Genomic DNA, 13,622 nt, shown 5'->3' on the forward strand with positions numbered 1-13,622 from the left:
GGAGGCAGGCCTTGGAAAGGCGAGCGTTAGGTCAGATGCATACGGAGATAGGTGAAAGATGGTTCACGGCAGCGTCAAAGCCGCAATCGGACATTCCGAGATGGATCTGACGGATGAATTGGTCGCTCTAAGCTTGCGAAACGAGATCGATCCGGGGCCGGACCCGCTGCGCATACCGATCACGGACGCCGAACTGGATGCGCTGGCGGAGCGGCTCTATCGGGAGTCGCAAGGGGATGCGCTCTGGATCTTCGCCTACGGTTCCTTGATCTGGAAGCCTGATTTCGATGCCGTGGAAGCGCGGGTGGGAGCCATCAAGGGGTGGCATCGCTCGTTCTGTCTCCGGATGACACGGTGGCGGGGGTCGCAGACGCAACCAGGCCTGATGCTGGCATTAAAGCGAGGCGGGTACTGCAAGGCCGTCGCCTTCAGATTGGATGACGGCGATCGCCTTGGCCAGATCGGGCGCATCCTTCGCCGGGAAATCGGAACCCTTGAAGACGCGGCCACCATTCGATGGGTGCGGGTACAGACCGATCAAGGTCCGGTGCGGGCATTGGTCTTCTGGGCGGATCCGAAGGGAAGCTACGTCACTTCCAAGCTGCCATTGGAGGCTGTCGCGGGCATCTTGGCGCGGGCTTGCGGCGCCAGAGGGTCGTGTGCGGAATATCTCTATTTGACGGTGAAGCATCTCGAGGCTTGGGGAATTCGGGATCTCAATCTGTGGAGGCTCCAAAAGCTCGTTGCAGGCGAGCTTAAAGCGATCCACGCGTTGGAAAGCGTGGCAAGCCGGACTGAGGTCATGAGCCGGAGCGCGTAGGGGCGGCGCCAATATTTCCCGACAACGCCGCCATCGCATGTTGGCTCGGCAATCCATCTGCCCTAGATCAGCTGAAAGGGAGATATCGGTAATTCCCTCGCCTCGTTCGAAAGCGGAGAAGGCTTGCGATGATCTATGATGCCATTGTCGTGGGTTCTGGTTTTTCCGCCATTTCTACCGTCTGCAATCTGGTGGAGTTGCTACCCGAAACGGCATCGATCGCTATTGTCGGCGACGATCCCGGATTTGGTCGCGGGACCGCCTATCGAACGGAGCTCTATCTGCATCGTCTGAATGTGCCGGCGGGCCGCATGAGCCTTTTTCCGGACCGCCCGAATGCCTTTGTTGAATGGCTGCGGGAACGCAGGCGGCCACTGGATGCGGGAGATTTCGCCTCCAGGCAGGATTATGGTCTGTACATTCGAGATAGCCTAGCCGCTCTGTTGCGCAACAGGAAGGGCCGCTGCAGGGTCGACTTCATCAAGGCGAAGGCGACAGGATGTATCGAACGCTACGGCTCCGCGCTCGGCTTTTTATTGGACAATGGCAATGAGATTGCCGGCCGAAGCATCGTGCTCTGTCTCGGCGTCGGCAATGCACAACTGCCGTTTGATGTTTCCCGACTATCCGCGGACGCGCGCTCCCACATCATCGAAAATCCATGGCGGCTGTCATGGCTGAGGCGCGTTGGTAAGACCGATACGGCCTGCATCCTGGGTTCGGGATTGACGATGATCGATCAGGCTCTGGCACTGTCTGCCCATGGCTTTAAAGGAAAGATAGTCGTGCTGTCACGGCGCGGCCTCGTTCCGCACGATCATGTCAGCCATCCGAAGCCGGCGGTCGACATCGACGTCGAAGCCCTGCCCACGCGGATGAGTGAACTCCTGCATATTCTCCGTCGCGAAAGCAAAGATGCGGGAGACTGGCGCAGGGTCATGGATGGCTTACGCCCGAAGACGCAAGCTCTCTGGTCGAGATTGCCGGAGGCTGAGCGCCGCCGCTTTTTACGCCATGCCTTGCCGTGGTGGAACATTCATCGTCATCGTGTTGCTCCGGATGTGTTTCGGAGGTTTGAGAGGATGCTGCAAAACGGCCAGGTTTCGGTCCGAGCCGGCTACCTGCAGAATGTTGAGAAAACCAACGCTTTGACCGTGCGTTACCGGCCTCGCGGCGAGCGCTTTATCGCATCAGCTGAGGCGGATTGGATCGTGAATTGCACTGGCATGGAGCGGGCAGGCATCGCCCATTCCCCATTGCTGCAGGAAATGCAGCGCAAGGGCCTGATCGAAGCGGATCCGCTTCGTCTTGGCTTGACGGTCGATGCCCAGTCGCGCGTTCCTGGTTCGATCGGCAATGATGCGGTTATTTATGCCGTTGGTGCGCTGACCGCTGGCCAATTCTGGGAAATTACTGCCGTGCCGGATATTCGCGTCCAGGCGAAAAAGGTCGCCGAGGCCATTGCGGATAGATTGCGGTGAAGGACCGATACCCGCCGACTTGACGGCTGCCTGCCGCGATCAGCCCTGTGCGACACGCACGATCAGCTTACCGAAATTCCGCCCTTCCAGCAGCCCGAGGAAGGCTTCCGGAGCGTTTTCGAGCCCATCCACGATGTCTTCCTTATATTTGAGGCGCCCTTCGGAAATCCATTTTGCGGCTTCACGATAGAAATCGGGGCGCTGATCGGCGAATTCGCGTTGTATGAAACCCCGAATGGTCAGGCTCTTTCTCAGGATGGCGCGCATCACCACAGGCACCTGGTCTGTTCCGCGCGAAGTGGACGGGTCTTCGTTATAATGCGCGATAAGGCCGCAGACCGGAACGCGCGCGAAATCGTTCAGCAATGGAAATACGGCGTTCCAGACGTGTCCGCCGACATTTTCGAAGTATATGTCGATGCCGTTCGGACAAGCCGACGCAAGCCGGGCTTGAAAATCGTCCGCACGGTGATCGATCGCGGCATCGAAACCGAGCTCGTCGCGGATATAGCTACACTTGTCCGGGCCGCCTGCGATGCCGACCACTCTTGCACCAAAGATCTTGCCGATCTGGCCGACGGCAGAGCCGACCGCGCCGCTTGCGGCGGCAACGACCAATGTCTCTCCCGCCTTGGGTCGTGCGATATTACGCAATCCCGCATAGGCGGTGAAGCCCGGCATTCCCAGAATGCCGAGTGCCGTCGATATCGGCGCCGCACTCGGGTCGAGCTTGCGCAATCCCGCGCCGTTTGAGATCGCATGACTCTGCCAGCCGGAATGGGAGAGGACGATGTCCCCCGGCGTGAATTCCGTATTGCGTGATTTGACCACGCGCGCGACGGTTCCTCCTTCCATCACGCCGCCAATTTCGACCGGCGCGGCATAGGATTTCGCGTCGTCCATTCGGCCCCGCATATAGGGGTCGAGGGAAAGATAAAGGATCTGCAGAAGAACCTCGCCTTCCTCGAGATCCCGCAAGGTTTCCCGTTCAAGTCGGAAGTTCGCCGCCACCGGTTTTCCAACGGGACGGGAGGCAAGCACGATGCGGGTGGTGACGGGCTGACTGGCCATGTCGAGTTCCTTGCATTGATTTCGATAGCGGAGCGCTAACGATCGCAACACCGGACACCGGTATTTCATTGCAGCCGTTCGAGAGCTCCTGCCGTATTAGTTGTGCGTCACTGTCGCCTATGCGTCGGCTCTTCTACTCCTTGAACCATAGTGCAACTCCATTGGCGGCATCGGCGTCAACGAGCAGGCCGCCCTCGAAGGGGCGAGGCGAAAAGCCTCCTTGCGCCAGCACGTCCGCCGTCACTTCAAGCGATCGGACCTTCAGCCCCAGCGCCACTTTTCTTTCGTTGCCGTCAAAGCTTGCCGGAATGGCCGAGCCGAACCGGGAGGTGGCCGCAGCCTCCGATAGGATATGAAGTGTGACGATGCCGGCGTGAATTGCAATGCCGTCTCTGCTGATTTCAGGCTCAGCGGCATTGGCAAATCCGCCTAGCAGCTCGGTAATCGCTTGAGGAGCGCGGCTGACGATGAAGACATCGACGATATCGAGGACACCGTTGGGATGGCTCTGATCGCGCGGTTGCCACACCAGCTCCGGCGTATTGTGCTGGCAAAAGAAGAAGCGGCCGTTGGAAATCGCCTCCTTGCCGATCTGGAAGGTGCGGAAACTGGCGGACTTCTCTATGCCTTCCACGTCGACGGGGCGTGAGAAATCACGCCATTCGGTGACGGATTTACCGGCGTCGCCCAATTCCCGCTGTAGAGCGGCCGCATCGGTGGTTCGAAAGGCAAGCCCGTTCAAACCGATCGGATAAGACCAGAGATCGGTGCGTTTCCTGTCACCGTCAGGCGGAAATCCGAGCAGCTCCAGATAGTTCTCGCCGAACACGGCAAGATGATTGATGGAGCCCAGGGTATGGTAGCCTCGGGGCGTCAGCGCGAAGCCGAGTTTGCGATAGATCGCAGCGGCCTCGTCCAGCCGATCAAGGACGCCGACGACCGCGTGATCGAGGATGAGGGGTTGGGCAGTAACAGCCATTGGTAGGCTCCCGACATAGAGATAGGTTAAATTGCGGTCTTCGCGCCGCATTCGGCATGCCGCGATTTTGGTGATCACATCAGCAACCGTGTCCGCGGGCCGAACGCGAGCGGCTGCTGAACTATATCGAACAGGATTGGCTATCCACGGTAATACCAACGTCGATGCGAACCGATCTCATGAGATAGTTCGACGCATTTCGATTGCAGCTCATGGCTGGTACCGTCATCGACAAGATCATCGAGAATGAGCGCCCGATATTCTTGTGCCAGCAGCCTTGTCTCGATCTCGTCGCGTTGTGCGGAGAGGCGAAAGAAACGATGCAGTCTGCTCATGATGCGCCTCCTCTACGCGGCTCGGTTGAGGCCGTCAGGCGCTGTGGACGCCAACTTATGGATTGCTCGCAGCACGTCCGAGGCGGCAGCAAAATGTTGGCCGTCAAGATCGTATACATGAAACTTAACCGCGATGAACTTCAGTGCGCCCTCGTCCGGGACGACGATGCCCACCGGAATGCCGGCATATTCAATCACCTGTCTGGTCATGATCACCACCTGTTGAAATTGATTCTTCCGGACGAACGATCGGGGCATTCCAAGTTCGATTAGTCTATTGATTTAATGGATTATATGTGTGGCGAATGCGGAAGACCATTCTTAGGGATGCCAAATAGTTGCGGCGCGGCGGAAAACAATTCTAATATAGGGGGGCGAAGCTCTTGAGAGCAAAGGCGCACCGGAGGTCGCGACGATGTTCTCGAACGAACCGGGGTTGCGCTGCCGATTTCGGGCGGAAATCTATTGCGTCCAACAGCAGGAGGCCGCAGCTCATTCGTCAATGGGCCTGCCACACCTGTTTAGTCTATAATTTTTATAGACTATTATAAAGGCATCTGGCTATAAGTGGCGCCGGCAATCATTATAGCGCTGACCTGATGCTTGAGGCGCCAGCCATGACGGGAAGGAAATCGGCAGTGACAAATTTGAACGAATATCTTGCGCAAAAGCGCGAAGCCCTGATTAATCGGCGTAAGCGGGTAAAATCAGGGGAGCTTGGCGCTGTCACGCTGCACGCGGGTGCAAGTGCCGAGGGCCGCAGCGGGGTGCGCCGCATCAGAATTAGGGACTTCCAGGTTATTTCCGACAGTCCCCCGGATTTTGCCGGCTACAATTTGGGGCCATCGTCTCCGGAACTTTTGCTCGGCGCTCTCTCGAGCTGCCTGACGCATACTTATCTTATTCATGCATCCGATCAGGGTGTGCCGTTGGAATCGTTGCAAGCGGAAGTCTCCGCCTCGATCGATCCGCGTGGAGGTGCCGAGGGCCATGACGATATTCCCGTCTATCCCCACGATATCAATTACGTCGTAACGCTGATGTCGCCTGCAAGCGGGGAGGAGATAGCAAGGTTGCAGGCCACCGTGGAGAGGCTTTGCCCAATCCTCAATCTCCTGAAGCGAGGAAACGAAGTGCGTGGGCGTGTCGATCACCAACGTCCGGCGTGAGGTGAACGCTGCTCCGTCTTTTTCCATCCGAGGTATCCGCGCCATGAATAAACCCGTTGCATCGTTCGCAGGGCAGCCTGTTTTGAATATCATCGATCGGATCGAAGGCTACCATCCGGAGCTTGTCGCGATCCGGCACGATCTCCATGCCCATCCCGAAATCGGCTTCGAGGAAGTGCGTACCTCGGCGATCGTCGCCGAAAAGCTGTCGTCCTGGGGGATCGAAGTTCATCGCGGTATCGGCAAGACGGGTGTTGTCGGTCTTCTCAAGGGACGCCATCCCGGCAATAGATCGGTGGGCCTGCGTGCCGATATGGATGCCTTACCGATGCCGGAGGAAACCGGTCTTGCCTATGCCTCGATCCATCCCGGCCGGTTTCACGGTTGCGGTCATGATGCCCACACGACGATCTTGCTTGGTGCTGCACGCTATCTTGCCGAAACGAGGGATTTCGCGGGGACGGTGACCTTCATCTTCCAGCCGGCCGAGGAGGGTCTTGGTGGGGCGCGGGCGATGATCGCCGACGGCCTGTTCGAGAGATTTCCGGTGGACGAAATCTATGGGCTACACAACGCAACGCAATTGCCGCCAAATCATCTGCACGTCTCGGCCGGAGCAGTGCTGGCGGGCGCTGATTTTTTCGATGTGACCTTCAAAGGCAAGGGCGCGCATGGTGCCCATCCGGATGTCGCACGCGATCCCATTCCGGCAATCGCCGAACTCGTGCAAGCACTGCAGACCATCGTCAGCCGCAATGTATCGCCCACGGAACCAGCCGTGCTGTCCGTCACCAAGATATTCGGAGGGTCCGCCTATAATGTCATACCCGAAACCGCGAGTGTCGGCGGTACGATACGAGCCTTCTCCGATGACATCAGGTATTTGATCCGCGAGCGCGTGACCACGATTTCGCGCAATATCGCTGCCGCTCACGATATCGAAGCCAATGTCGATATACGCGACATCTTCTCGGTTTTGACCAACCATCCGGATCAGGTCGATATCGTCGCTGCTATTGGCCGCGAGGTTCTTGGTGAGGATCGGGTTTCGACAGTGCCCAAGCGCGCGATGGGAAGCGAGGACTTTGCCGATATGCTGCTCCATGCGCCGGGCGCATTCTTCACGCTGGGGCATGCCGGCAACGTTCCCGCTCACAATCCCGGTTTCATCGTAGACGACGGTATTCTCACCGTCGGCGCGACATTGTTTGCCCGTCTTGTCGAAAGCAAGCTGAAGGCGGCGTGACCGGCTCGATCTTTACGCGCATTCAGTTGACTGGGATGCTCTAACTTTCATAACAAACCGGCGCCGGCACAACGTGCATGGAAGAGTTGGGCTAACCCATTTGCCAATCCGCCATTGCCAATGGTCGCCGGTTCGAAACGGCAGGGCGTTCGTTTCCTGCGTAGTGCCAAAATTAGAATATAAATTCTATAGATAGTAAGGCCATCGTCGTAGGTTGATGCGCATTTTCCTACAGAGGCTTACACAATGGGCATTAAAGCCAAACTCAAAGCGGCAAGTTTACTGAGCGTGTGGCTATTGGCGGCGCCGGCAGCATTTGCCGATGATCAGCCGGTCAAGGGCGGTACGCTGATTTATCTCGAACAGCAGGCGCATACGAACCTTTACCCGCCGGCCGGCGGCTTCTATCCGAACGGCGGGATCCTCAACCAGATCACCGACAAGCTGACCTATCAAAATCCCAAGACGCTTCAAATCGAGCCATGGATTGCCGAATCCTGGGCAGTCAACGATGCGGCGACTGAATATACGTTCAAGATCCGCAAGGGCGTGACCTTTTCCGACGGTACTCCGCTCGATGCCAATGCTGTCGCCAAGAATTATGATACGTTCGGCCTTGGCAACAAGGAGCTGAAGCAGCCGGTTTCCGAGGTCATCAACAACTACGATCACAGCGAAGTCGTCGATCCCTATACGGTCAAGTTCTACTTCAAGAAGTCGTCCCCGGGTTTCCTGCAGGGAACGTCCGTCATCGGATCCGGCCTGGTCTCGTTGAAGACGCTGGCGCTGTCGTTCGACCAGCTAGGAGATGCGACGAAGATCATCGGGTCCGGCCCTTTTGTCGTCGAAAGTGAAACGCTTGGCAAGCAGCTCTCGCTGAAGGCGCGGACAGACTACAACTGGGGTCCGAGCAAGCTGGAGCATCAGGGCCGGGCCTATCTGGATGGCATCAAGTACATCATCACCGGCGAGGACAGCGTGCGCATCGGCGCATTGCTGTCCGGCCAGGCCGATTTCATCCGTCAGCTGCAGGCCTATGACGAGAAGCAGGTGTCCGATCAGAGTTTTGCGATCTATGCGGCGCCGACCCGCGGCGTGAATGACAGCGTCGCCTTCCGCCCGGACAATCCGCTCGTTGCCGATCTCAAGGTTCGTCAGGCGCTCCTGCATGCGACCAACAACAAGGAAATCGTCGATACGCTGTTTTCGGCAAATTATCCGCAGGCGAAATCGGTCATTTCGTCGGCTGCGGCCGGCTACACGGACCTGTCGTCGAAGCTGACCTACGATCCGGCTCTTGCTGAAAAGCTCCTGGACGAAGCGGGCTGGAAGAAGGGCACGAGCGGCGTTCGCGAAAAGGATGGCAAGCCGCTTTCGCTGGCCGTCTACGAATCCTTGCCCCAGCCACAGAACAAGGCCGTCTTGCAGCTGGTCGCGCAGCAATGGGCCAAGCTCGGCGTCAAGCTGCAGGTTCTTGCCGGAACCTCGGGAAATCTGGTGACCGACAATGTCGATCCGGCAAAGACACCGCTGGTTGTCGCTGAAGTCGGACGCGCCGATCCCGATGTCATCAAGAGCCAGTTCTACCCCAAGAATCGCGATGCCCTGCTCCAGAAGGGCGGTCTCAATCCCAAGGCGACCTTCTCGGACGACAAGCTGAACGGCATCCTGGAAACCGTTGCCTCCGAGACGGATCGCGACAAGCGACTTGCGGCTGCCAAGGCGGCGCAGGAATATCTGCTCGATCAGGCCTATGTCATCCCCTTCTTCGAGGAGCCGCAGGTCTTCGCTGGCGCGCCTTACGTGAAGGGGGTTGCATTCGAGGCCGTAGGACGTCCGTCCTTCTACAGCGCCTGGCTTGCTGAACATTGACGAATAAAGGGGCGGCCCGGCGTGGTGCCGGGCTCTCCTTCATGCGAAGACATGGTAGTGGCATGGCAAGATACATATTATCGAGGTTCGGGCAGGCGCTGTTCGTCCTATGGGCGGCTTTCACCGTTTCGTTCGTATTGCTGCAGTCGCTGCCGGGCGACGCGGTGCTGATCAAATTCCAGAACCCGGATTATGGGCTGAGCCCCGAACAGCTTGCCGATATCAGGGCGGCTTATGGCGCCGACGGATCGTTCCTGCAGCAATATGCCCACGCGGTCTGGAATTTTCTGACGGGAAATTTCGGCTATTCACTGCAGGCAGGCGTTCCGGTGAGCTCGCTGCTTGCCACCAACCTGCCGCCATCCCTTCTGCTCGCAGCATCGGGGTTTGTGGTGGCGACACTTCTCGCCGTTCTGATCGCGATCGCCTGCAATCTCTCCGGTCTTGCCTGGCTGCGTGGCCTGATCCAATCCATTCCCTCACTGTTCATATCGGTGCCCACCTTCTGGCTTGGCATCATGCTCATTCAGATATTCTCCTTCAGGCTTCGCCTCGTGCCGGTCATCAATCCGGGTCCATGGGAGGGTCTTTTCCTGCCTATCCTGACGGTCGCGGTGCCGATTTCGGCGCCGCTGGCGCAAATCTTGCTGAAGAACATCGACGAGGTTCTGACGAAGCCCTTCGTGCCCGTGGCCCGGGCCAAGGGACTTTCACATGCCAAGGTTCTATGGCGGCACGTCACCAAGAACACGCTGCTGCCGGTTCTGACCGTTGCCGGGTTGCTGTTCGGGGAGCTGATCGCGAGCGCGGTCATCACCGAAACGGTGTTTGGCCTCAATGGTATCGGCGGGCTGACGAAACAGGCCGTGGATAGCCAGGATGTCGCCGTTCTTCAGGCGATCGTCGTCATTGCCGCGACCGCTTTCGTCATCATCAACCTCGTAGTCGATCTTCTCTATCCCGTGCTCGATCCGCGTCTGAAGACCAAGCTGGGAGCCGCATGATGGCAACGATCGAAACCGCCCGACCTGATCCAGACCTCGATGCGTCCGACCGGAAAGTCAGTGTATCGCCCGTGACGCTCGAGACCAATGCTCATGAGAACACTGGGACTGTCGGCCGTTTTCCCCGCATTCAGCCTGGTCTCTTCCTTGCGTGCCTTATCCTCGCGCTGGCTATCCTTTGGGCACTCGTCCCCGGTCTCTTTACGATCTACGACCCTGTCCAGGGCTTGCCCGGGCAACATCTACGACCGCCCAGTGCCACCCATCTCCTGGGCATGGATTCGCTCGGGCGGGATCTCTATGCCCGCATCGTCTATGGCGCGATTCACTCGCTATCGGGCGCTCTCGCAGCCGTTGGCATCGCGCTTGTAGCCGGCACGGCGCTCGGCGTGCTTGCCGGATCATTCGGCGGCAGGATCGAGACGGTCATCATGAGGCTGGTCGATGTCATGCTGTCGATACCGGATCTTCTCTTGTCGCTCAGCATCATCGTTCTGCTCGGTTTCGGCACCGTCAACGCCGCGATCGCAGTCGGCTGCACGCTGATCGCCAAGTTTGCCAGATTGGTTCGCTCCGAAGTCGTCACCGTGCGGCGAAGCGAATATGTCGAGGCCGCCTTCGGCAGCGGCGGCACCTTCCTCAAGGTGCTCTGGCGTCACATCCTGCCGAATTCACTGACCTCGGTAATCGCCTTTGCGGCACTTCAGGCCGGCTGGGCGATCCTGCAGCTCGCGACGCTCGGTTTTCTCGGCTATGGCGCGCCGCCACCGACACCGGAATGGGGCCTGCTGATCGCCGAAGGACGCAATTATATCGCAACCGCCTGGTGGCTGACGGCCGCACCCGGTCTTGTCGTCGTCCTGGTGGTTATTTCCATCAATCGCATCAGCCGGGCAATCGGGAGCATTGGGAAATGACGGCTCCGATCATTGGAACCATTGCAGAAGAGAGTGCGCCGATCCTCGATGTTGCAGGCCTCGTGGTCGCCTATCGTGATAGGAGCGGCCAGCGCACGGTCGTTCACGATATTGACTTTGAGGTTCGCGCTGGCGAAGTGGTCGCCCTTGTCGGCGAATCCGGTTCAGGCAAAAGCTCCACCGCACAGGCGTTGATCGGCCTTCTACCCGAAGGTGGCATTCTCCAACAGGGAACCATCCGCCTGAACGGCCAGGATATTGCCGGCTGGCCACAGAAGCGGCTGGATGGCATTCGCGGTTCCGTCATCAGCCTCGTGCCGCAGGATCCGGGCAATTCGCTCAATCCGGTGAGGACGATCGGCGAACAGATCGCCGAAATCCTGACGGTGCATGGCTGGGCGTCCGGAGCGGCTGCTCGCGCTCAAGCGATCGAATTGCTGGAACGTGTCGGCCTCAGCCAGCCTCAATTGCGTGTCAGGCAATATCCGCACGAGCTCTCCGGCGGCATGCGCCAGCGCGTGTTGATCGCCATCGCCATTGCGCTGAAACCTTCGCTGATCATCGCCGACGAACCCACCAGCGCCCTGGATGTCACGGTGCAGCGGCACATTCTCGATCTGATCGACGATCTGAGACGGGAATATGGCACGGCGGTCCTTTTAGTGACCCACGACCTCGGGGTCGCTGCCGATCGATCTGACCGGTTGATCGTCTTGCAGCACGGCCGCATCCAGGAGCAGGGGCACACGGCCAATATCCTCGCAAACCCGCAGAGCAACTATACGCGTCGTCTGCTTGCCGACGCGCCATCGTTGAATGCGCGGCCGAAGACCCCGCCGGTACACCCAGTTGCATCCACCGCGCCGGCGGACGACATCGTTGTGGTCGATAGGCTGGTGCAGGATTTTGGTGCCGGTCGCGGCGGCGGTTTCCGGGCGGTCGACGATGTCTCTTTTCGCGTTCGCCGCGGCAGCACCCATGCAATTGTCGGTGAGTCCGGCTCTGGCAAGACGACGACGATAAGGATCGTTTCCGCCTTTCAGAAGCCGACTTCGGGTCAGGTGCTGATCGACGGGCTCGACCTGGCTTCGTTGCGCGGCGAAGCGTTGAGGCTGCTGCGCAAGAAGATCCAACTCGTCTATCAAAATCCCTATGCTTCGCTTGATCCACGGCAGACGATTACCGGGATCGTGGAGGAGCCGTTGCTGAATTTCGAACGCCTATCCCGGCGTGAGCGATTGGCAAAGGTGGCGGCCACTCTCGACAAGGTCAGGCTGCCAGCCGACATATCACAACGTCGGCCGCATGCGCTTTCGGGAGGGCAGCGCCAGCGCGTCGCGATTGCGCGTGCCCTGGTCCTCGACCCGCAGATCCTGGTGCTCGATGAGGCCGTCTCCGCACTTGACGTAACGGTACAGGCGCAGATCCTCGATCTCTTGGGCGAGTTGCAGTGTGAGCTTGGGCTGACCTACCTGTTTGTCTCCCACGATCTCGCCGTCGTGCGACAGATCGCGGACACTGTCTCGGTGCTGAACGCCGGGCAGTTGGTCGAGACGGGTCGTGTCGAAGACGTCTTCTCCAATCCAAGTAGCCCGTACACACGCGAGCTGATCGATGCGGTGCCAGGCAAGAAGTTTCCGCGGGCGACCGCGCCCGCCCTTACCAGTGCAGGATGATCCCATGAGTAAGCCAACATTACTGAAGCGATTGGGCTTCTTCAGTCGGGTCCTGGACCAGGTGGATGCCGGAACCCGCTACAGGCTGGTTGCCGAGCAGATCATCCATGCCGAAAAACATGGCTTCGACACGGCCTGGGTGGCGCAGCATCACTTCAACGGAGACGAAGGCGGCCTGCCTGCACCATTGGTGTTTCTCGCCGCCCTGGCCCCGCAGACCTCGCATATTCGTTTGGGCACGGGCGTCATCACGTTGCCGATGGAGAACGCGGTGCGGGTCGCCGAAGATACAGCCGTGCTCGACAAGCTGCTCGGCGGGCGGCTGGAGGTCGGCTTCGGAACGGGCGGTACCCCGCAGGCCTTCCTTCCCTTCGGCCTGGAAAGCAGCCAGCGCACGGAGGTCTATGGCAATCATCTTGCTCTCGTGCGCGATGCCTGGGCGGGCGGAGAGCTTGCAGGCGGCAACCGCCTGTATCCGGCAGCGCCGCATTTGCGCGACCATGTCTGGCAGGCGACATTTTCCGTTGGCGGCGGCTTGCTTGCCGGCCGTGATGGCGACGGGCTGATGTTATCTAGGACGCAGCCACGGCCGCCGGAGACACCGGACGCCAAGCTTTCGGACCTGCAGAACCCGATCATCGACGCCTATCTGTCAGCGCTGCCGGCCGGGCGGCAGCCGCGAATATTGGGTTCGCGCAGCCTCTTTGTCGCCGACAGCAGAAAGGAAGCCCTTCATTTTGCTGACATCGGCCTGAGGCGGATCGTCGAACACTTCAAGGCGGCGGGCTTTGTGATCCCAGGCGAAACCACGGCTGATTTGATTGGAGCCTTCGATGTTCACGTCGGCACCCCCGACGACGTTATCGCGTCGCTTCAGGCAGACACGGCATTGGCGCGGGTCACGGATCTGGTCTTTCAGGTGCATTCCGTCGATCCGCCGCATGAACATATCCTGCGCTCGCTGGAACTGACGGCTGCTCATGTCGCCCCAGCGCTTGGTTGGGTGCAACAGCGCCCCGCCGGAAATGAACGCCCGCGTGGCGGCGCAAGTC

The 13,622-nt window shown here is 59.2% G+C and carries 12 protein-coding genes and 1 pseudogene; 9 read left to right on the forward strand and 4 right to left on the reverse strand.

Annotated features, from left to right (window positions below; genetic code table 11):
* Nucleotides 1-58 precede the first annotated feature (58 nt).
* A complete protein-coding gene (locus PH558_RS27280) occupies nt 59-820 on the forward strand; it encodes a gamma-glutamylcyclotransferase (protein ID WP_285207708.1) in 762 nt (253 codons plus the stop codon).
* 128 nt (nt 821-948) lie between these two features.
* Entirely contained in the window at nt 949-2,301 is a 1,353-nt protein-coding gene (locus PH558_RS27285) for an FAD/NAD(P)-binding protein (RefSeq protein ID WP_285207709.1), read from the forward strand.
* A 39-nt stretch (nt 2,302-2,340) separates the two neighbouring features.
* On the opposite strand, the gene PH558_RS27290 is transcribed toward PH558_RS27285, so the two are convergent.
* The 4 genes from PH558_RS27290 to PH558_RS27305 form a co-directional block, all read right to left on the reverse strand.
* Nucleotides 2,341-3,372, reverse strand: a complete 1,032-nt coding sequence (locus tag PH558_RS27290) for an NADP-dependent oxidoreductase (RefSeq protein ID WP_285207710.1) — start codon at nt 3,370-3,372, stop codon at nt 2,341-2,343.
* A 133-nt stretch (nt 3,373-3,505) separates the two neighbouring features.
* Nucleotides 3,506-4,351: a VOC family protein gene (locus PH558_RS27295; RefSeq protein WP_285207711.1), complete on the reverse strand. Its 846-nt coding sequence runs from the start codon at nt 4,349-4,351 to the stop codon at nt 3,506-3,508.
* A 140-nt stretch (nt 4,352-4,491) separates the two neighbouring features.
* Nucleotides 4,492-4,686 carry a hypothetical protein gene (locus tag PH558_RS27300; protein WP_095438436.1) on the reverse strand — a complete coding sequence of 65 codons (195 nt, stop codon included), beginning with the start codon at nt 4,684-4,686 and terminating at the stop codon, nt 4,492-4,494.
* A gap of 12 nt (nt 4,687-4,698) precedes the next feature.
* The gene (locus tag PH558_RS27305; protein WP_095438973.1) at nt 4,699-4,896 is read right to left on the reverse strand and encodes a hypothetical protein; all 198 of its coding nucleotides are present in this window, start codon (nt 4,894-4,896) and stop codon (nt 4,699-4,701) included.
* A 428-nt stretch (nt 4,897-5,324) separates the two neighbouring features.
* Here PH558_RS27305 and PH558_RS27310 point away from each other — a divergent pair, with 428 nt between their 5' ends.
* The 7 genes and pseudogenes from PH558_RS27310 to PH558_RS27340 all read left to right on the forward strand — a co-directional run.
* Nucleotides 5,325-5,855 (forward strand): OsmC family protein, encoded by a 531-nt coding sequence (locus tag PH558_RS27310; protein WP_095438435.1) that lies wholly within the window; start codon nt 5,325-5,327, stop codon nt 5,853-5,855.
* 43 nt (nt 5,856-5,898) lie between these two features.
* Complete coding sequence (locus PH558_RS27315) at nt 5,899-7,101, forward strand: M20 aminoacylase family protein (RefSeq protein WP_285207712.1); 1,203 nt, start codon at nt 5,899-5,901, stop codon at nt 7,099-7,101.
* Between the two features lie 246 nt (nt 7,102-7,347).
* Nucleotides 7,348-8,973, forward strand: coding sequence for a TIGR04028 family ABC transporter substrate-binding protein (locus PH558_RS27320; protein ID WP_285207713.1), 1,626 nt, complete (start codon nt 7,348-7,350; stop codon nt 8,971-8,973).
* Nucleotides 8,974-9,035: 62 nt separating this feature from the next.
* On the forward strand, nt 9,036-9,977 hold the full coding sequence (locus PH558_RS27325) for an ABC transporter permease (RefSeq protein WP_285207714.1): 942 nt from the start codon (nt 9,036-9,038) through the stop codon (nt 9,975-9,977).
* Nucleotides 9,977-10,894 carry an ABC transporter permease gene (locus tag PH558_RS27330; RefSeq protein WP_285207715.1) on the forward strand — a complete coding sequence of 306 codons (918 nt, stop codon included), beginning with the start codon at nt 9,977-9,979 and terminating at the stop codon, nt 10,892-10,894. Before PH558_RS27325 ends, PH558_RS27330 begins: the two co-directional genes overlap by 1 nt.
* Nucleotides 10,891-12,570 carry a dipeptide ABC transporter ATP-binding protein gene (locus PH558_RS27335; RefSeq protein WP_285207716.1) on the forward strand — a complete coding sequence of 560 codons (1,680 nt, stop codon included), beginning with the start codon at nt 10,891-10,893 and terminating at the stop codon, nt 12,568-12,570. Before PH558_RS27330 ends, PH558_RS27335 begins: the two co-directional genes overlap by 4 nt.
* A 4-nt stretch (nt 12,571-12,574) precedes the next feature.
* Nucleotides 12,575-13,603 (forward strand): annotated as a pseudogene (locus PH558_RS27340) (putative FMN-dependent luciferase-like monooxygenase); the annotation flags it as partial.
* Nucleotides 13,604-13,622 lie beyond the last annotated feature (19 nt).

Origin of the sequence: Rhizobium pantanalense, from assembly GCF_030182525.1 — a bacterium.
Lineage (GTDB): Bacteria > Pseudomonadota > Alphaproteobacteria > Rhizobiales > Rhizobiaceae > Rhizobium.

Coding starts and splice junctions, on each gene's coding strand:
- PH558_RS27280 (WP_285207708.1), top strand. CDS start 59: ATGGTTCACGGCAGCGTCAAAGCCGCAATCGGACATTCCGAGATGGAT.
- PH558_RS27285 (WP_285207709.1), top strand. CDS start 949: ATGATCTATGATGCCATTGTCGTGGGTTCTGGTTTTTCCGCCATTTCT.
- PH558_RS27290 (WP_285207710.1), bottom strand. CDS start 3,372: ATGGCCAGTCAGCCCGTCACCACCCGCATCGTGCTTGCCTCCCGTCCC.
- PH558_RS27295 (WP_285207711.1), bottom strand. CDS start 4,351: ATGGCTGTTACTGCCCAACCCCTCATCCTCGATCACGCGGTCGTCGGC.
- PH558_RS27300 (WP_095438436.1), bottom strand. CDS start 4,686: ATGAGCAGACTGCATCGTTTCTTTCGCCTCTCCGCACAACGCGACGAG.
- PH558_RS27305 (WP_095438973.1), bottom strand. CDS start 4,896: ATGACCAGACAGGTGATTGAATATGCCGGCATTCCGGTGGGCATCGTC.
- PH558_RS27315 (WP_285207712.1), top strand. CDS start 5,899: ATGAATAAACCCGTTGCATCGTTCGCAGGGCAGCCTGTTTTGAATATC.
- PH558_RS27320 (WP_285207713.1), top strand. CDS start 7,348: ATGGGCATTAAAGCCAAACTCAAAGCGGCAAGTTTACTGAGCGTGTGG.
- PH558_RS27325 (WP_285207714.1), top strand. CDS start 9,036: ATGGCAAGATACATATTATCGAGGTTCGGGCAGGCGCTGTTCGTCCTA.
- PH558_RS27330 (WP_285207715.1), top strand. CDS start 9,977: ATGGCAACGATCGAAACCGCCCGACCTGATCCAGACCTCGATGCGTCC.
- PH558_RS27335 (WP_285207716.1), top strand. CDS start 10,891: ATGACGGCTCCGATCATTGGAACCATTGCAGAAGAGAGTGCGCCGATC.